A 19010-nucleotide genomic window follows, 5' to 3' on the forward strand; every position below is an offset into this window, starting at 1 on the left:
CGGTAGTTGCCGCCGGGTCACTTTCCGCCGTACTCGTGCGCACCACGCTGTTTCGACGATGGACCGCGCCGTACGGGGCCGATCGACGTCGCGGGATCTCCTCCTTCCGCCGCCGGTGGTCGCCGGGCGGTGCGGTCGAGGAGAGGGAATGCCGAGTCATCCGTCAACGCCAACCGTCGCGGCACCGCAGCCGCGGGACCGACGCCCCACCACAGCGGCGCGCCTGCACCGGTTCTTCGAATCGGCCTGCGACCGCACGCCCGGCGCGATCGCCCTCGACTGCGAGCGGCGGCTCCTGACCTACCGGCAACTGGACGCGCAGGCCAACCAGCTCGCCCACCACCTGCGCGCGCTCGGCGTGGGCGGGGGTTCGCGGGTCGCGCTGCTCCTGCCGCGTTCGAGCCACACCTATGTCTCCCTGCTCGCGGTGGGCAAGGCGGGCGCGGCGTTCGTCCCGATCGACCCCGGCGCGCCGCCGGACCGGGTCGCCTACATCCTCGACGACGCCGGCGCCGATCTCGTGCTGACCGTTTCCGGCCTGGCGTCCCGGTGCGCGGGGACGCGGAGCCGGGTGGTCGCGCTGGACGCGGAGGCGGCCGTGATCGCCGGCCGGGCCACCACCCGGCCCGAGCCCGAACCGGGCGGCGAGGCCGATCCACTCGCCTATGTCATGTACACCTCGGGGTCCACCGGCCGCCCGAAGGGCGTCCGCATCGCCCAGTCGAGCATCTGCAACTTCCTCGAAGTCGTCCCGGAAATCTACGACGTGCGCCCGGACGACCGGGTCTACCAGGGCATGACGATCTCGTTCGACTTCTCCATCGAGGAGATCTGGCCGACCTGGGCGGTGGGCGCCACGCTCGTGGCGGGGGCGAACGACTCGCGCCGGCTCGGGGACGAACTCGCCGACTTCCTGACCGAGCACGCGGTCACGGTGTTGTACTGCGTTCCGACCCTGCTGGCGACGATCCCGCGCGAGCTGCCGCGCGTGCGGAGTGTGCTCGTGGGCGGCGAGGCGTGCCCCGCGCAGCTGGTCGAGCGCTGGGCCCGGCCGGGGCGGCGGATCCTCAACACCTACGGCCCGACCGAGGCCACCGTCACCGCCACCTGGGCCGAGCTGCGGCCGGGGCGGCCGGTGACGATCGGCGTGCCGCTGCCGACGTACTCCGTCGTCCTGCTCGACGAACACCGCGAAGCCGTCCCGGACGGTGAGATCGGCGAGATCTGCATCGGCGGCCCCGGGGTGGCCCGCGGCTACGTGGGCCGTCCCGACCTGACGGCGGAGCGGTTCGTCGAGCATCCCCTCGCGCCGCCGGGCGGCAGGCTTTACCGCACCGGGGATCTCGGCAGGATGACCAGGGGCGGGGAGATCGAGTACCTCGGCCGCGCGGACACCGAGGTCAAGATCCGGGGCCACCGCGTGGATCTCGCCGAGATCGACAACGTCCTGCTGGAGCTTCCCGGGGTGGCCGAAGCGGTCGCCGCGCTCATGCCGGTGACCGGCGCGGGCGGGGACGTCACCGAACTGGCCGCCTATCTCGTCCCGGCACCCTTCAGCGCGGAGGACCCCGACGCGCTCGTGGGACGGCTGCGCGACCACCTGCGGGACCGGCTGCCCACCTACATGATCCCGTCCTTTGTGGACATCATCGCCGAGCTGCCCACGATGCCCAGCGGCAAGGTGGACCGCACCCGGCTGCCCGCGCCAAGCGGGCGGCGGCTGAGCGGTACCGGACAGGTCGTGGCGGCCGCGGGGGAGGCCGAGGAACAGGTACTGGCCGCGTTCGCCGAAACCTTCGGCACCCCGCCCGGGGCGCTCTCGGTCGAGGCGGACTTCTTCGCCGACCTCGGCGGCCACTCACTGGCCGCGGCACGGGTGGTCTCGCTGCTGCGGGAAACCGAGCTCGGGGCGAGTCTGGCGGTGCGCGATCTGTACGCGCACCCGTCCGTGCGCGCGCTCGCCGAGCACCTCGGCACCGTGGCGGCCCTGCCGGTGGAGGACGCCGGACGCCCGGAGGCGGTGCGGCACGGTGGTGGCCGGATCGCCCGCGCGGGCGCGGTCCAGGCCGTGCTGATCTATCTGGTGGTCCTCGCGCTGAGCACGCCGCTGGCCTACGCCCTCACCGGCGGTGTGGTGGACCCGGTGCGGATCGTCGGGCTCTCGCTCGGCGGGTTCCTCGCCGTCCGCTGGCTGCTGCCCGTGCTTCTCGTCCGCCCGCTCACGGCGGGGATCAGGCCGGGCCGGTACCGGTTGTGGGGCCGCGCCTACCTCCGGATCTGGGCTGCTCAGCTGGTGTTGTCGATCAGCCCGCTGACGACGCTCAGCGGGTCCCCGCTGCTGGCGCCCTACCTGCGATTGCTCGGCGCCAGGGTCGGGCGGCGCACCACGATCGCGACCCATCTGCTCGGCCTGCCGGGGCTGGTGCGTGTCGGCGACGACGCCACCGTCGGATACGGGGTCGTGCTGAACCCGTGGCGGGTGGCGGACGGGTGGGTGTTCGTCGACCGGGTCGAAATCGGCCCCGGCGCCTTCGTCGGGAACAACTCCGTCCTCGAACCCGGTGCCCGGCTCGGGGCCGGTGCGGCGCTCGGTGAGCAGTCGGCACTGGGCCCGGACTCCGTGGTACCCGCGGGGGCGCGCTGGGCGGGATCGCCCGCGAGCCCGGTGGAAGCGCTCGCCCCGCCGGTGGAGGCGTTGCTGTCCGCCGACGCGAACCTGCCGGGCTGGCGGGTACGCCACTTCGCGGCGGCGGGCGCCGGCCTGCTCGCGCTGGAGGTGGTGGGGATCGCCACGGTGCTGCCGAGCGTCCTGCTCACCTGGTGGGCGGCGACGGTCTGGGGTCCGCTGGCGGGACTGGGCACCACGCTCGCGACGGGCCCGGTGTACGTGCTCACGGTGTGCGTGGTCGTCGCGCTTGGAAAACGTCTCGTGCTGCCGAGGACGCCGGTGGGAACGCATCCGGCCCGTTCGCTGCTCGGGGTGCGGAAGTGGTTGTCGGACAAGGTTTTCGAACTCAGCCTGACCACCACCAACGCGCTGTACGCGACCCTCTACACGGCGCCGTGGCTGCGGCTGCTCGGCGCCAGGATCGGCCGCGGCTCCGAGGTGTCGACCGCCTCCCACGTCGATCCGGATCTGCTCACCCTCGGCGACGGCAGCTTCCTGGCGGACATGGCGAGTGTCGGGCCCGCCGTGTTCGCCAACGGCCGGATGTCCCTTCAGCGCACCGAAGTCGGGTCACGCGCCTTCGTGGGCAACGCGGCACTGGTGCCCGCCGGCACGACGCTTCCGGGGGATTCGCTGGTCGGGGTGAGCACACTGGCACCAGCGGTGCCGATCGAGGAGGGCACGTCGTGGCTGGGCTCGCCGGCGATGCACCTGCCCGCGCGGCAGGACAGCGGAACCTTCCCCGAGGAGCTGACCTTCCGGCCCACGCGCAGGGCCGTCGTCCTGCGGCTGGTCATCGAGTTCTTCCGCGCGGTGACACCGGCTTCGATGCTCGGCCTGAGCGTCTACGCGTACGTGCTGGCGGTGCAGGCGCTGGGGAACAGCCGTGGCGCGCTGGCGGCCATCGTGCTTTCACCGCTCCTGGCGGTCGCCGCCGGTGCCGCGGTGATCGCCTGGTGCGCCGCCGCCAAACGGCTCCTGGTCGGCACCTACCGGCCGCGTACCGAACCGCTGTGGAGCCTGTGGGTCCGCCGGACGGAGTTCGTCACCGCGCTGTACGAGACCGCGGCGGTCCCCGCCGGTGTCGGCATGCTCGGCGGCACCCCGTTCCTGCCGCCGGTGCTGCGCCTGTTCGGCGCGCGGATCGGCAGGCGTACCTGGATCGCGACCACCTACCTCACCGAGTTCGACCTCGTCGAAGTGGGCGACGACGCGGCGGTCGCCGCCACCGTGTCGTTGCAGACGCACCTGTTCGAGGACCGCGTCATGAAGATGTCCCGGGTGACCGTCCGGCCGCGGGCCAGTGTCGGGACGCGCTCGGTGGTGCTCTACGACTCCGTCGTCGGCGAGGACGTCGCGCTCGGCGCGCTTTCGCTGGCGATGAAGGGCGAACACCTCGCTCCGGGCACGAGCTGGCACGGCATTCCCGCGCAACGCGTGACCGGGGGAGCCGGGCTGGTGAGCCAAGACCTGGCCGCAGACGAAAGGAAGGCCGACGTCCGATGAACACCGATCTGCTCGTGGCCGACGCGACCCACTTCCGCGTCGACTACGAGATCAACCCCTACATGAACGTGGCCGTGCAGCCCGACCCGTGTGCCGCGGTCGCCGAGCACGACGCGATCGTGGCGGCCCATCGCGCCGCGGGCAGGCGTGTCCGGTACCTCCCGGCCGAGCCGGGCTGCCCCGACATGGTCTACACCGCCAACGCCGCCGTGGTCCGCGGCGGCCGGGCGGTGCTCGGTGACCCGCCCGCGCTGCGGAAGGCGGAGATCCCGTTCTTCCGGGAGTGGCTGACCGCCAACGGCTGGGACGTGCTCGACGCCCCGTATGCCTTCAGCGGCCAGGGAGACGCGCTCGCCTGCGGCGACCTCATGCTGACCGGCCACGGCCAGCGCACCGACGAGCGGATGCCCGCCGTCCTCGCCGATCACCTCGGCTGCGAGGTGGTACCGCTGCGGACCGCCGGTCCACAGTGGTACGACCTCGATCTCGCGGTCGCGGTCATCGACCGGGACACCCTCGCCTATCACCCGGCCGCGCTCGAAGCGCCGAGCGCCGGACGACTGCGCGATCTCGGTCTCGACCTGATCGAGGTGTCCGCGGCGGAGGCGGGCCGGTTCGCGCTCAACCTGGTCAGCGACGGCACCACGGTGACCATGACCACCGGCGCGCCGGCGCTCGCCGCCACCCTGCGGGAACGGGGGCTCGACGTCGTCGAACTCGACACCACCGAGCTCGCCAAGGGCGGTGGCGGAATCCGCTGTACCGCGCTGACACTGGACGATTCCCGCTGACCGTCGTGGCCCGGGCCCACCGGCGTGGGGAACCCGCCGCGCGGGGCCCGGGCCCACCCGGGAGGCGCGACGCTCAGAGCAGTCCTCGTCGCCGGGCGGCGAGGACGGCGTCGCGGCGGTGGTTGACACCGAGTTTGCGGTAGATGCCGCGCAGATGTGTCTTGACGGTGTTCACCGAGACGAACAGCGAATCGGCGATCTGCTCCGTGGTGCGCATCGACGGCAGCTCGGTGAGGAGTTCGAGTTCGCGGCAGGTCAGCGGATCGACCGGTACCACGGCTTCGGCGGGCAACGCCTGGAGCACGGTGCCCGCGAACTCCTCGTCGCGGCCGAAGCGGCCGGAGCCACGCACGAGCAGTTCGCGGATGTGTTGCCCGGCATGGTGAAACGGGCGTAGCGCGCGATGCGGCGCGGCGAGTTCGAGCGCGCGTGCGACGGCGTCGTGTGCCCGGTTGAGTTCGCAGGCCTGGTCGGCGAGCAGGGCTTCGAGCAGCCAGGCGTCGATGAGGGTGTGGGCCACCAGCGGCCGGGTTTGCCCGTCGAGGACGGGTTTCAGGCGGCGGCGCGCGGGACCGGTCTTCCCCCGGTGCACGTGCAGGTGCGTGGCGAGCAGCGCGTGCTCGGCGTAGGGGGCGAGCTGGGGCCGGTGGCGTTCGGCCACGTCCGCCGCCCAGGCGGGTTCTCCCACCCGCAGGGCGAGACGTTGTTCGAGCGGAGCGGTGTAGGCCACGAGGCCGGGGGCGAGTATCTCGCCCGCGAGCCGTTTTCCGTGGCCGCGCAACGCTTCGACGACCGCGTGCGGGTCCTCGGCGACGCCGAACGCGGCCGCCGCGCGGAGGGTCACCACGAACAGTTCGGTGGTGGGGTCCACGGCCGGGGGGAGCAGCCGCTCGGCCAGTTCGGCGAGCCGCCGGGCGCGTTCGTCGTCGAACTGCTGGTAGGCGGCGGCACCGAGCACCGCGTAGAGCAGCGCGCAGCGCCCAGAGGTGTGCCAGCCCCGGGACCGGGCCAGCGCCCGCGCGGCCCCGGTGCGCTCGGTGAGCTCGGCCGAGTCACCCCGGGTCCCCGCCAGCCCGGCGAGGTGGATTTCGCAGTGCAGGCTGACGGCGTCGTGCCCCTCCACCGTCGCCGTCCGCAGCGCGCGTTCCAGGTCACCGGCGGCGGCCGGGACGTCGCCCAGCCACAGCGCCGCGGTACCGCGGTTGACGAGCGCGAGCAGGTCGAGGTCCGCGTCGCCGGTGTCGCCCGCGGCGGTGGTGCCGAGTTCGGCGAGCGCCTTGTCGAGCCGCCCGCCGTATCTGGCCCGGTAGAGCGCGGCGACGGCGTGCAGGGCGCGCAGGCGGGTGGAACGCAGTGGCTGGGCCGAGTTGTCGACCCTGCGGAGAAACCGGTCGGCGGCGGTGACGTCGTGGCCGTCGAGCGCGGTCACCGCGGCGACCAGTGCCACCGGCGGCCGGGCGAGAACGTGGTCCGGCATCGCGTCGAAGAGCGCGCGCAGCCGCGCTCCGTGTCCTTTGAGGACGGTATGGAGGCCGAACCGCTGGACGTGACGGGTGATCAGTTCCTCGTCCCGTGCCGCGATGCCGTGCTCCAAAGCGGTCAGCACGTCGCCGGAACGGGTGAACCATTCGGCCGCCGACCGGTGGAGGCTCCGATAGGCTCTCGGATGGCGCCGCGTGAGCTCGGCACGCAGGTAGTCGCGCAGCAACGGGTGACAGCGGTACCGGGAGCCGTCGTGACCGTGCCGGGTGACCAGGGAGTTGGTGCGGGTCAGGGTCGCCAGGATCTGCCCGGAGTTCTCCTGCCCGGTCAGCCGGGTGGCCAGTTCGTCGGTGACGTCGGGGCACACCGAGGTGCTCAGCAAGAAGTCGCGGATGTGCGCGGGCTGCTGCCCGACGACCTCCTCGGACAGGTAGTCGGCCAGCAGCCGGTCGTCGCCGGTGAACGCGCCGACGGTGCGGCCGGCTTCGGGAGCGGATGCCAGTGACAGCGCGAGGAAACGCAGCCCCGCGGCCCAGCCTTCGGTGCGTTCCAGCACCGTGTCGAGCTCGGCCTTCGTCAGCCTGAGGTCCTGTTCGGCCAGCAATCGTTCGGCTTCCTGCGCGGTGAAGTTCAGCTGACGCGGGGTGATTTCCCGCAACCGGCCCTCGAGCCGGAGCCGGGAAAGGATGAGCGGCGGCGGGAAACGCGCCGCGATGACGACCCGCACCCCGGCGGGCAGGTAGCGCAGCAGGGCGTTCAGGCTTTCGACCGCGTCCGGTGCGGACAGCTCGTGCACGTTGTCCAGTACCAGCAGTACCGGCGGGGTGAGTTTGTGGCAGGCCTCGAGGAAGGCCGTGACGCATTCGTGCGCGGGGACGTCCCGCGCCAGGGGCGGCCGCGGGAGCGCGGGGTCCTCGGTGCCGAGGCGGAGCGCGTGGAGCAGGGACGACCACAGCGAATGCACGTCGTTGTCCTCGGTGTCCAGGGAAATCCACGCCACGTGCTCCGCCTCGGGACGCAGCCGGAATCTTCGCCGCAGCCAGCTGTCGAGCAGCACGGTCTTCCCGGACCCCGCCGGGGCGTTGAGCAGCGTCACGCTGGACACGTCGCCGCCGGTGGCGTGGTCGAGGGCGTTGAGCAGCCGGTCCCGTTCCAGGACGGCACAGGCCGGCGCGGGCGGGGCGAGTTTGGACGGTGGCACCACGGCCGGTTCCTCGCGGTCGTTCCCTGGGGTCACCGGCCGGCGCCTGACGTGGCCACGGTGGCGACGAGGTGCCCGACGAAGGTGACGGCGCGGGAGGTCCCGGTCAGTGCGAAGGCGAGTCCGGAAAGTACGGCGTCCAGCGGGAAGTGCCGCGGTCCCCGGTGGGCCGAGAGCAGCAGCGCGATGACGATCCCGGCCAAGGCGGCCCTCGATCCGGACCGTCGACGTGGCACGGTGCCCATCTGGTGTCTCCCTTCGTTCCGGCAACGGCTGAAGCGGAACCGATCTTGCTCACCACTTCCGGTGGTCACCTCCTCCGAGGCGGGTGAGTCAGCGTCGCTCGCACGAATCCTTCGTCGCGAAGAGTGGCCGCCGGCAAGCATTTCTCGCCGTGCGTGACGAACCGGCCGGTGCGTTGTTCATCCGCCGCAGGGGAAGAGCGCGGGGCCCGCGGCACGCATTCTCGAACGTGTTGGCCGGGCCGCCACCTTCGGGGGGTCGGGCGGCGAAGGTACAGCGACGGTGACACCGTCGGACGGGCGTTGCCCGTCACCGTTGGGGCACGCGGTGGCGGGCAACGCGCTTCGCCTGGTCAGCTCCCGTCCCGGCGCGAGGCCGATCCCACCAGCGCGGTGACCCAGCCGCGGCGGGGCGTGTCCGCCAGTACGGCCAGTACCAGCAGGGTGGCCGGTACCGACAGCAGGGCGCCGAGCGGGCCGAGCACCCAGGACCAGAACACCAGCGCGACGAACGTGGCGGTGGCGGACAGGCCGACGGCGTTGCCCACGTAACGCGGCTGGATCAGGGACTGCACCACGAAGTTGAGCACGCCGTAGACCACGAGCACCGCCAGCATGGCCCGCCAGCCGTCGTCGAGGAGGGCGAGCAGCGCGGGCGGGGCGAGGCCGAGCAGGAAGCCGATGGTCGGGATGTAGTTGGTCACGAACGAAAGCAGTCCCCACAACACCGCCAGCGGCACACCGAGCAGGAGCAGCGCCGCGGTGTCCAATGCCGCGACGACGAGCCCGAAAACCGTGGTCACCACCAGGTAGCGGCGGACCCGGCGGGCGAAGTCCCGCAGCGCTTCGGCGGTGCGAGGCCGGTCGTCGGCGATCCCGGCCAGCCTGCGCTCGGCGTCGGCGATCCCGGTGCTGAGGAACAGCAGCAGCCCGAGCAGGAACACCAGGCTCGTGGTGACCCCGGTCAGGTCCGACAGCAGCGAACCGAGGTACGACAGGAGCTTGCCGGGGTCGAGGGCGGGCGCGACCTCCCGCGGCCGGGACGGCCCGATACCGAGCCGTCCCAGCGCGTCGGTGGCGTCGGCGACCAGCCGGGTGAGCCGTTCGGCGTACCGCGGGAGCAGTGCCGCCAGTTCGGTCACCGACACCACCAGTGCCACGGTGAACGCCGCGAGTGTCCCGTAGACCGACACGACGAGCGCCGTCGTCGCCGCCCAGCGGGGAAAACCGCGGCGCCGCAACCAGCCGTGCACGGGGCCGAGCGTGAGCACGACGACGGCCGCGAGCAACGTCGGCGCGGCCAACCAGGCGATGGCCTTGACGCCGGCGACGCAGACCACGGCCGCGGCCGTGCCCAGCAACAGCACGAGCGCCCGCGGGGGACTCACCACGGCGAGCCGGTCCGCGCGTCCGCACCGTGGACTACGACCGCCCAGATCACCATGACGCACAGGGCGATCACGATCGCCGACCACACCGGATGGGCGGAGAGGAACACCAGGTGCGTGAGCGCGGTGCCGGTGGCGCAGAGCACCGCGACCAGCCTGGCCCACACGCTGCCGGAGAACAGCGCGGCACCGGAGATCGCCACCACGACACCGCCGATCAGATGTGCCCAGCCCCAGCCGTTCAGGGTGAGCACGAGGGAGTACTCCGGACCCGCGACGTAGTACCCGCGGTGGAACAGGGCGACGATTCCCGCGATCGCGTTGAACACCCCGAGGATGACCATGAGCACGCCGGCGAAGGCGAGCCAGCCCGCCCACATCGACTGTCGGCGGTGCTCCGGCCTCCCGGCCGTGCCGTGCCCGGTGAGATCCGCTCCGGCACCCCAATGCTCGCTCATCGCGTCCCCGTTTCCTGTTCCGTGGTGAAGGTGTCGCGCAGGGTCTTTTCCTGTTCCGCGCTCAGGTTCGTGAAGATCAGCTCGGGCCTCGCCTGACCGGCGAAGGTTTCGCGGGCCCGGTCGACGACGGCGCCCGAACTGAGCACGAACAGGGCCGAAGTCCCTTCGGTGATCTCCGCCCTGACCTGGCGGATCATGTCGTCGTCGATGCCGTAGTCGCTCAGCGATCCGCTGAGTGCCCCGGCGGCGGCACCGAGCGCGGCACCGAGCAGCGGGACGAGGAAGATCAGGCCGAAGAGCATTCCCCAGAAGGCTCCGGAGAGCGCGCCGCGGCCGGTCAGGTTGTGCAGCTGCCGGAGTTTCGGTTTGTCCCTTCCCTCCCGCCAGGACACCACCGCGGCGTCGTGCACCGTGATGAGCCGTTTCCCGGCAAGGGTTTTCAGCGACTCCGCCGCGCGGTCCGCGCCCTCGGCCGAGTCGAACAGCCAGATGGTCAGTGTCTGCACGGTCACCGTCCTTTCCGAACTGTGTGAGGTGACAGCGGCCATCGCACCCCGGCGCGGCGTCCGGCGCATCACCTCCGCCGGGTGAGCGCGGCGGGGCGGCACGTGCCGCGTGATCTCATCCGGCCGGGGTGAGGCCGGGGAACGGGGCACGCGCCATTGTGGACGGAAACCGTAGAATCCTTACCCGGCAAGGAGTTCTCCCGTGGACCATTTCCCGTTGATCGCCGATCACGGGCTGATCGGCGATCTGCAGAGCGCGGCGCTGGTGAGCACCGACGGCACCGTGGACTGGTTCTGCTGCCCGCGTTTCGACTCGCCGAGCGTGTTCGCCGCGCTGCTGGACCACGACGGCGGCCACTGCCGGATCCGGCCCGTCCGGCGGCCCTACACCACCCGGCAGCTGTACTTCCCGGACACCGCGATCCTCATCACCCGGTTCATGACCGCGTCGGGCACCGCCGAGGTCGTCGACTTCATGCCACCGGCTTCGCGCTGGCGGGCCACGCCCGGCCGAAGGCTGATCAGGATGGTCCGCTGCGTGCGCGGGCGGGTCGCCTTTTCCGTGGACGTGGTCCCGCGCTTCGACTACGGCAGGCGCCAGCACACCACCTGCGTCACTGAGGACGGCGCGCTCTTCGACAGCGGGAAGTGCGCGCTGACCCTGCACGCCGTCCGGGAACCGGGGGACCCCAGGCTGGCGCACATCCATGTCCTCGAAGGCGGTGTCTACGGCTCGGTGACCCTGGACGCGGGCCAGGTCCGCGGCGTGGTGCTCGAATCCGGCGCCGAGGGGCAGCCGCGCACGATCCGGGTCGCCGAGGTCGAGCGGGAATTCCACGACACGGTGCGGTTCTGGCGGTCCTGGCTGGCGCGGTCGAGCTATCGGGGGCGCTGGCGCGAGGCGGTCGGCCGGTCGGCGATCACGCTCAAGCTCCTGACCTACGCGCCGACCGGGGCGATGGTCGCGGCGCCCACCGCGGGCCTGCCGGAACGGATCGGCGGTGAGCGGAACCGGGACTACCGCCACACCTGGATCAGGGACGCCTCCTTCGCCGTTTCCTCGTTGCTCGGCCTGGGTTTCACCGAGGAGGCCGCCGATTTCGTCCGCTGGCTCGGGGAGCGTTACCAGCGGCAGAACGGTTCAGCCGCCGGTCCGCTCAAGGCCGTGTACCGCGTGGACGGCTCGCCGGATCTACCAGAGGAGTCGCTCGGGCACTGGACGGGTTATCGCGGTTCGAGTCCGGTGCGGATCGGCGACGGGGCGGGGGAGCGGCTCCGGCTCGACGTCTACGGCGAACTGTTCGACACCGTCCACCAGGCCGATCTGCGGGGGATCGGGGTCGGTCACCAGGGCTGGGCGGCGCTGTCGGACCTGCTCGGCTGGCTGGCCGGGAACTGGAACCGGCCGGAGGAGGACGGCGGAGGCAGGGCCGACCGCACCTACGGCAGGCTGATGAGCTGGGTCGCCTTCGACCGCGGTATCCGCCTCGCGACGGCACACGGCCGCCCGTGCCCGCTGGAGACCTGGCGGACGCACCGGGACCGGATCTACGAGCAGATCTGGGAGCACGGCTGGAGCACGGTGCGGCAGTCCTTCGTCCAGCGGTACGGTTCCGACGTCCTCGACGTGTCACTGCTGCGGATGGCGGAGGTCGGCTTCCTCACTCCGCAGGACCCGCGATGGCTGGCGACGCTGGAAAGCATCGAAGCCGACCTAGTCACCGACAGCCTCGTCCACCGCCACGACCCCGGCGCGTCGCCGGCGGGCGAGGGCGCGTTTTCGCCGGGCACCTTCGGCTACGTCCGCGCGTTGGCCCGCGCGGGCTACCCGGACAAGGCCCGGTTCGTGTTCGAGAAGATGCTGACCTTCGCCAACCACGTCGGCCTGTACGCCGGTGAGATCGGCCTGACCGGTGAGCAACTCGGCAGTTTCCCTCGGGCGGGCACCCACCTCGCGCTCATCGACGCCGCCCGCACCCTCGACCACGCGCTGGACGGCGCGCCGGCGCCGCCGTGACCACGCGCGTCACGGCGGCGCCGAGGGCGTCAGCGATTTCACGGTGAACCGTCAGCCGGCGTAGTCGCCGGCGAAACCGGCGGCCTTCGCCGAGGAGGAGCGCCACTTGTTCAGGCGCGCGACCTTCAGCCGGTAGTGGAATTCCGGATCCCCGTCGGTCGACGCGCACAGCAGATCGATCATGGAGTGCGAAAACTCCTGAACCGCCCACACTCGCTGGTTCACTTTCGCGCTGTATCCCGCCAGCCGGCGATCGTCGCCCGTCCGGACGGCGAGCAGAACGGCCCTCGCGAGATCGGCGGCATCGGCGATGGCGAGATTCATTCCCTTGCCGCCGAACGGGGTGATGGTGTGCGCCGCGTCACCGACCAGGAACATCCTGCCATGACGTAGTTCTTCCGTCACCGTGGACCGCATGGCGACCAAGGTCTTCTCCAGGACACGTCCCGGGCTGGGCAAGGTGCCTTCGGCCACGGCGAACCGGCGGCGCAACTCGGCCCAGATCCGCTCGTCGTCCCATGCGGTCAGGTCGTCTCCCGGGGCGGTTTGGAGGTAGAACCGGCTCGTTTCGGGCGTGCGCAAGGCGTGAATCGCGCAGCCGTCGTGGTGCAGCGCGTAGACCATGTCGGTGGTGATCGGCGGTGTCGCGGAAAGAACGGCGAGCAGACCGGCCCGGTAGTCGTTGGTGACGGTGTGCCGCTCCAGGCCGGGCACCATCCGGCGACAGACGCCGAGACCGCCGTCGCACCCCGCGACGAAGGTCGCCCGCAATTCGCGTTCGTTGCCTGTCGTGTCGGTGAACCCGACCACTGCCCGCCCGGAATCGAGGCCGGATATCGCGGTGACCGGGGTATCGAAAAGAATTTCCCCGCCGTTCCGGAGAAACCGGTCGATCAGATCGCGGACGAGGAACTGTTGCGGGTAGGCGTAATGGGTGCGTTCACCGGTGAACCGGCCGTAGTCCAGGATGAAACGTTCGCCCGCGAACCGGAACTCACAGCTGCGGTGGATCGTGCCCGATCGCAACAGCCCGTCGGCCAGCCCGTGCGCACGCAGCGTCTGGACGGTGCCGTACTCGATCATCCCGGCCCTGGCCCGGTGTTCCACCCGCGCGCGGCTCGCGCGTTCGAACACCACCGTCGGTACCCCGGCGTCATGCAGGATGTTGGCCAGCACCAGCCCGGACGGGCCGGCGCCCACCACGGCGACCAGGGCGCTCATTCCTCTCTGTCCTGCTCGTCGAGGCGCCGGGCCAGCGTGATGCCGTCCGCCACGTTCAGCATCACCAGTTCCACCCGTTCGTCCGCGCGCGCGTGCTCGTTGAACGCGTGTACCGCCGCGGCCTTCGTGCCCGGCTCGGGACTCACCACCTCACCGGAGAAGAGACTGTTGTCCACGATCAGCAGACCGCCCGGCCGCACCCGCGGCACCAGCTCTTCCCAATAGCCGATGTAGCTGGGCTTGTCGGCGTCGATGAACACCAGGTCGAGGTGCGGGGCGGGCGGTAGCGAGCGAAGGGTGGTCAAGGCGGGACCGACGCGCACGTCGACCCGGTCCGCGACGCCGGCGCGTTCGAGATAGGGAGCGCTGAGTTCGAGAAAGCGGGAGTCGATCTCACAGGTGAGCACTCGGCCGTCCGCCGGAAGGCCCCTGGCGAGCGCGATCGTCGAAGAACCGGTGAACATGCCGACCTCGACGACCGTGCGCGCGGCGGTGAGGTTGGCCAGGAAGGTCAGCAGCGTCGCTTCCTCCAGCGGCAGCGTCATGTGCGCCAGCTCCGGAACGGCCGCCCTGGTGACCCGTGCCAGCTCCTCCAGCAGCGGGTCAGCCGCTCGCCCGTGGTGAACCAGATACCGGTGAAGCCCGGGGGTGCACGCTATCGCCTTGACTGAGACGGACAAGACTGTTCTCCTCCTGTGGTCCGGCGAGCTGAGCAATGTGGACGATGGTCTTTCCGGCGGCCGGGGTGCGGTCGCCGGACAACTGGCCGGGGACGTCCTCCAGCGAGAGCACCTGCCCGACCAGCGCGCGGGGATCGAGCTGCCCGGCGGCGAACAGGTTCAGCAGGGACGGGAAGAGCGCGCCACAGTGGCCTCGCGCACCCACCAGCTTCGCCGCGTTCGAAACCCAGGGATTCGTATCGACCAGTACGGGTACGTCGGTCCGGGAAACCAGCACGACGCGCCCGCCGGGCCGGAGGTGGTTTTCGATGATCGGCAGCGTCGCCGCGGGATCGCCCGAGGCCTCCACGTGCACCTCGGCATCGAGGTTCTCCAGCTGATGTTCGGCCGGATCGAGACACCCCGTGAAGCCGAGGCGCGCGGCGAGATCGCGCCGATCCGCCCGCGGATCCAGGCCGATGACCCGACTGGCCCCCGCGATCCTGGCCAGCAGGCCCGCGAACAGGCCGAGCGGCCCGAGTCCGTGGACCGTCACCCACTCCCCGGGACGGATTCCGCCGCCTTCGACGAACAAGGCGTTGTAGACACATCCCAGAGGTTCCAGGAGAGCTCCGGCGAGGAGGGTGTCCTCCTGGCTCCAGCCGTGGTCGCGCAACAGGTTCAGCCGATGGCAGGCCGTCTGCGGCACCACGGCGTACTCGGCGAGCGCGCCCGGGGCGGTCAGACCGGCCAGTACCGCGTTTTCGCACTGGTTACGACGGCCTCCCAGACAGGTGTCGCAGGTGCCGCAGGCGAGGACGCTCTCCATCGCCACGAGGTCGTGCGGCCGCACCCGGGTCACCAGCTCCCCGACGGCGACGACCTCGCCCGACGCCTCGTGGCCGAGTATCACCGGCAGTTCGAGAGGTCCGCCGAACGTGGGGGTGTTGTCGGGATGGAACCGGCAGGCGTCGAAGTCGGTGCCGCAGATGCCGCACAGCCCGACGCGTACCAGCACCTCGGTGGGGCCGGGGACCGGGACCGGCAGGCTCACGATGTCCAGTCGGCCGAACCGGGAAGCGTTTTCCGGAGCGCTCAGCATCAGCGCGCGCATCCGGGCGCCGTTGGCGGCCACTATCGCGAACATTTCACTGATATCACACTCGACTTTCCGTGGTTCGCGACATAATGGGCACAATCGGCCCGCGAACAACGTTTCAGAACCTTTGCGGTTTTGATGTTTCAAAGCTGAAGATGAACTATCCTGCAAGATCAGCTTAGGATGACGCCCCGCGATCCACAAGAGACAGTGCCCGAAAGGACATCGCCGGGTATCTGTGGAAGCAGAACAGGTTTCTTACCGCGCCGCGCGGGGAATTGTCCACTGAAAGGTACTTTCGGATACGAACCGAGGTCGTTTCGGCCTCGGCGGGTCAGCTGACCGAATATCCGCACATGCCGCATATCGGTCGGAGGTGCCTTGGTGAGGTTTCTCGCCGGGCTCAGGTCTCTGAAGGCCACCTTCGGGGACCTGAGTGCCCCGGACTCGGCCTTCACAGCGCTCAACGTCGGCGATGCGCCATCGCGACACCGCGCAGTGCGGCCGAAACTCGCGAACGTGGCCACGGATCCGGTCAGTGAGCGCCGGTCGCGTAGTGGCGGAGGAACAGCGCTTCGGCGAGGGCCATGGTGGCGAGTTCGCGTGGGTCGACGCTTTCGTTGGGGGCGTGGATCGCGGCCCGCGGATCCTCGACGCCGATGAGGAGCAGTTCGGCGTCGGGACAGGTTTCGGCGAGGGCGGTGCAGAGCGGGATCGACCCGCCCTGGCCGAGCGTGGTCATCGGCCTGCCGTAGGCCTCGCGCATGGCGGTGGCGAGCGCCCGGTGGGCGCGACCGGTGACGGAGGCGAGGAAGGGCGCGCCGGTCGCGTGGGTGCGCACGGTGACCCGCGCGTTCCACGGCGCGGCGGCGTGCAGGTGCCGGATGAGCGCGGTGCGGGCGTCCGCCGCGTCGGTTCCGGGCGGCACGCGGAGGTTGAGCCGCGCGGCGGCGTGCGGGGTGATGGCACTGGCCGCGCCCCGCGCAGGCGGGCAGTCGATGCCGAGGATGGTCACGGCGGGCCGGGCCCAGAGCATGTCGGCGACGGTGCCGTCGCCGAGCAGATCGACGTCGTCGAGTACGCCGGCGTCACCGCGGAAGCGCTCGGCCGGATACGGTTCACCCGTCCACCGCTGGGTGTTGGCCAGCCCCGACACGGTGGTGTCACCCCGGTCGTCGCGCAGGGTGGCCAGTGTCGACACGAGTGCGGCGAGCGCGTCGGGCGCGGCACCGCCGTATATGCCGGAATGCACGGCGGTGGCGAGGGTTTCGACGGTGACGGTGAGGGTGACCATGCCCCGCAGGCTCACCGTCGCGGCGGGCACGCCGACGGCCGCGTTGCCCGTGTCGCAGATCAGCATCGCGTCGGCACGCAGCAGCTCGGCGTTTCCGGCGACGAAGTTCTCGAGGCCGCCGGTGCCCTGTTCCTCGGAGCCTTCGACGACGAGCTTGAGGTTGACCGGGAGGTCGGGTACCGCACTGTCCAGCGCGCGCAGGGCGGTGAGATGCATGAGGATGTTGCCCTTGCAGTCGGCCGCGCCCCGCCCGTACCAGCGTCCGCCGACCTCGGTGAGCCGGAACGGCGGTGTCTGCCAGGCGGTTTCGGACAGCGGGGGCTGCACGTCGTAGTGGGCGTACAGCAGCACCGTCGGCGCGTCGGGGCCGGCGCGGCCACGGGAGCCGAGCACCGCCCGGCTGCCGTCGGAGGTGTCCACCAGCCGCGCGTCGGCGAACCCGAGTTCGAGGAACTTGTCGCGGACCCATCGGGCGGCGCGGTGGCACTCCCCGGGCGGGAACCGGGCCGGGTCGGCGACGGAGCGGAACGCGACGAGCTCGGCCAGTTCCGACCGTGCGCGTGGCAGGAGATCGGCGATGCGGGGTCGCAGGTCCATGACTCATCCTCCGGTCGTCGTGGTGGTACGCAGCCAGGAGACGAACTGCTGGAACCGCGGCAACCTGTCCGGGCAGTAGATGGTGATCACCAGCGTCTCCCCGACGACGAGCCGGCGGTCCACGGTGACGGGCCGGGCGCCCGGCCCGGCCGCGCCGTCGCTCACCCGGGTGGCGAGCGTGGCCCGGCGCAGGGCGTCGTCCGGGCCGGCGCACACCGCGCCGCCGTCGTCGCCGAGCACGCGGACGATCTGCTCGCGGGCGGGCGGCCGGGCCCCCGCGATGGTCAGCGCCGCGATGAGCTGGTCCGCCTTCTGCTCCACGCGTGGCCCCTGCCGCGCGGTCCGTCCGATGAACACCGCCAGCCCCAGCAGGATCAGCACCACGGCGGCGCAGACGCCGTACAGGAGGAGGCGCTCGCGGCGCGTGGATTCCGCGGTCGTCATGAGGTGGCCTCCTCCGGCGCCGGTTGTTTCCACGACTGCTTGCGGAATTGGTAGAACAGGAACGGCACGAGCAGGCCGAGGCCGAGCGCGCCGCCCGCCACGACCACGACGTAGGCGCCCACGTTCCCGGAACCGAACTGGGATGGCGGCACGAAACCCACCAGCAGCGCCGCCAGCGACGCCGCGCATCCGACACCGCAGAGCACGCCGAGCATCGGCGCCCGGTAGCCGCGCGGGTGACCGGGCGCGGTACGCCGGAGCCGGAACGCGGCGACGAACATCAGCAGATACGTGATCAGGTAGACCTGCGTGGTGATCACCGAGAAGATCCAGTAGGCGCTCGAAACGTCGGGGACGAACGCGTAGAGCAGCGCGATGAGCGTGGTGATCGCGCCCTGGGCGACGAGGATGTTCCGCGGGACCCCGTGTTTGTTGCGCTTTTGCAGCCAGGGCGGGAGATAGCCTTCCTGCCGGGAGATGAGCAGCAGCCCCTTGGACGGACCGGCCAGCCAGGTCACCATGCCCCCGAGCGACGCGGCGACCAGCAGGACACCGACGACCGGGGTCAGCCACTGGCCGCCGAACTGGGCGAACACCGCGTCGAAGGCCTGCATGACCCCGGCGGTGAGGGACAGCTGCTCGGCGGGCACGACCCAGCTGATCGCCAGCGCGGGCAGCACGAAGATCACCAGGACCAGGCCCATGGCCAGGAACATCGCCCGGGGGAACTCCCTGGCCGGCTTACGCAGCGACGACACGTGCACGGCGTTCATCTCCATGCCGGAGTAGGACAGGAAGTTGTTGACGATCAGCACCAGGCTCGCCAGCCCGGCCCACGGGGGCAGCAGGTCACCGGCGTTCATCGGCGCGGCGGGGGCGTGTCCCTTGAGCAGGAAGACGACGCCGAGCACCACCAGCACCGCCCCGGGAACCAGCGTGCCGACGACCAGGCCCCCGCTGGCCAGCCCGGCGACGCCCTTGGTGCCGCGCGAGGAAATCCATACCCCGGACCAGTACGCGACCATGATCACCGCGGCCGTCCAGAGCCCGCTGCCCGCGAGCGAGGGGTCGAACACGTAGGCCAGCGTGCTGGCCACGTAGCCGAGCAGGCTCGGGTAGTAGAAGATCGTCATCGCGAACTGGCACCACACCGCGAAAAACCCCGCGGGGCGCGAAATTCCCCGCGCCACCCAGTTGTAGACGCCGCCCTCCCAGCCGGAAGCGAGCTCCGCGGACACCAGCGAGGTCGGCAACAGGAACACGAGCGCGGGCACCACGTAGAGGAAGACACAGGCCAGTCCGTAGACGGCCATGGTCGGGGCCGGGCGCAGGCTCGCCACCGAGCTCGTGGTCATCAGGGCCAGCGTCGTCCAGGAGATCCACGTCGCCGCCGAGGGGCGGGGACGGCTTCGTACCGTGTCCGCGGGACTCATGACG

Annotated in this window: 14 protein-coding genes; 3 read left to right on the forward strand and 11 right to left on the reverse strand. The window is 71.2% G+C overall.

The genetic code is table 11. The features are described from left to right. Positions 1-148 precede the first annotated feature (148 nt). Complete coding sequence (locus ABD987_RS31715) at positions 149-4174, forward strand: Pls/PosA family non-ribosomal peptide synthetase (RefSeq protein ID WP_345402350.1); 4026 nt, start codon at positions 149-151, stop codon at positions 4172-4174. Continuing rightward, positions 4171-4965 carry a dimethylarginine dimethylaminohydrolase family protein gene (locus ABD987_RS31720; RefSeq protein WP_345402353.1) on the forward strand — a complete coding sequence of 265 codons (795 nt, stop codon included), beginning with the start codon at positions 4171-4173 and terminating at the stop codon, positions 4963-4965. The genes ABD987_RS31715 and ABD987_RS31720 overlap by 4 nt, the downstream gene beginning before the upstream one ends. Positions 4966-5038: 73 nt before the next feature. On the opposite strand, the gene ABD987_RS31725 is transcribed toward ABD987_RS31720, so the two are convergent. The 5 genes from ABD987_RS31725 to ABD987_RS31745 all read right to left on the reverse strand — a co-directional run bounded on the left by ABD987_RS31725 (position 5039) and on the right by ABD987_RS31745 (position 10242). Further along, positions 5039-7684, reverse strand: coding sequence for a winged helix-turn-helix domain-containing protein (locus tag ABD987_RS31725; RefSeq protein ID WP_345402356.1), 2646 nt, complete (start codon positions 7682-7684; stop codon positions 5039-5041). Beyond that, positions 7681-7893 (reverse strand): hypothetical protein, encoded by a 213-nt coding sequence (locus ABD987_RS31730; RefSeq protein WP_345402359.1) that lies wholly within the window; start codon positions 7891-7893, stop codon positions 7681-7683. The genes ABD987_RS31725 and ABD987_RS31730 overlap by 4 nt, the downstream gene beginning before the upstream one ends. 350 nt (positions 7894-8243) lie before the next feature. Beyond that, positions 8244-9278 carry an AI-2E family transporter gene (locus ABD987_RS31735; RefSeq protein WP_345402362.1) on the reverse strand — a complete coding sequence of 345 codons (1035 nt, stop codon included), beginning with the start codon at positions 9276-9278 and terminating at the stop codon, positions 8244-8246. Next, positions 9275-9736 carry a DUF7144 family membrane protein gene (locus ABD987_RS31740; RefSeq protein ID WP_345402365.1) on the reverse strand — a complete coding sequence of 154 codons (462 nt, stop codon included), beginning with the start codon at positions 9734-9736 and terminating at the stop codon, positions 9275-9277. Before ABD987_RS31740 ends, ABD987_RS31735 begins: the two co-directional genes overlap by 4 nt. After that, positions 9733-10242, reverse strand: a complete 510-nt coding sequence (locus tag ABD987_RS31745) for a DUF1269 domain-containing protein (protein WP_345402368.1) — start codon at positions 10240-10242, stop codon at positions 9733-9735. Before ABD987_RS31745 ends, ABD987_RS31740 begins: the two co-directional genes overlap by 4 nt. A 202-nt stretch (positions 10243-10444) precedes the next feature. Between ABD987_RS31745 and ABD987_RS31750 the strand changes: the two genes are divergently transcribed. Continuing rightward, positions 10445-12259: a glycoside hydrolase family 15 protein gene (locus tag ABD987_RS31750; RefSeq protein ID WP_345402371.1), complete on the forward strand. Its 1815-nt coding sequence runs from the start codon at positions 10445-10447 to the stop codon at positions 12257-12259. A gap of 51 nt (positions 12260-12310) precedes the next feature. On the opposite strand, the gene ABD987_RS31755 is transcribed toward ABD987_RS31750, so the two are convergent. The 6 genes from ABD987_RS31755 to gadC all read right to left on the reverse strand — a co-directional run bounded on the left by ABD987_RS31755 (position 12311) and on the right by gadC (position 19006). Further along, complete coding sequence (locus tag ABD987_RS31755; protein WP_345402374.1) at positions 12311-13480, reverse strand: 4-hydroxybenzoate 3-monooxygenase; 1170 nt, start codon at positions 13478-13480, stop codon at positions 12311-12313. Then, the gene (locus ABD987_RS31760) at positions 13477-14160 is read right to left on the reverse strand and encodes an O-methyltransferase (protein WP_345402377.1); all 684 of its coding nucleotides are present in this window, start codon (positions 14158-14160) and stop codon (positions 13477-13479) included. The genes ABD987_RS31755 and ABD987_RS31760 overlap by 4 nt, the downstream gene beginning before the upstream one ends. After that, a complete protein-coding gene (locus ABD987_RS31765; protein ID WP_345402380.1) occupies positions 14084-15286 on the reverse strand; it encodes an alcohol dehydrogenase catalytic domain-containing protein in 1203 nt (400 codons plus the stop codon). Before ABD987_RS31765 ends, ABD987_RS31760 begins: the two co-directional genes overlap by 77 nt. Positions 15287-15773: 487 nt before the next feature. Next, positions 15774-17129 carry a dipeptidase gene (locus tag ABD987_RS31770; protein WP_345402383.1) on the reverse strand — a complete coding sequence of 452 codons (1356 nt, stop codon included), beginning with the start codon at positions 17127-17129 and terminating at the stop codon, positions 15774-15776. 3 nt (positions 17130-17132) lie between these two features. Then, on the reverse strand, positions 17133-17573 hold the full coding sequence (locus ABD987_RS31775) for a hypothetical protein (RefSeq protein WP_345402386.1): 441 nt from the start codon (positions 17571-17573) through the stop codon (positions 17133-17135). Beyond that, a complete protein-coding gene (gene gadC / locus ABD987_RS31780) occupies positions 17570-19006 on the reverse strand; it encodes a glutamate/gamma-aminobutyrate antiporter GadC (protein WP_345402389.1) in 1437 nt (478 codons plus the stop codon). The genes ABD987_RS31775 and gadC overlap by 4 nt, the downstream gene beginning before the upstream one ends. Positions 19007-19010: the final 4 nt, after the last annotated feature.

The sequence above is a fragment of the Amycolatopsis samaneae genome, assembly GCF_039541975.1.
GTDB classification, from domain to species: domain Bacteria; phylum Actinomycetota; class Actinomycetes; order Mycobacteriales; family Pseudonocardiaceae; genus Amycolatopsis; species Amycolatopsis samaneae.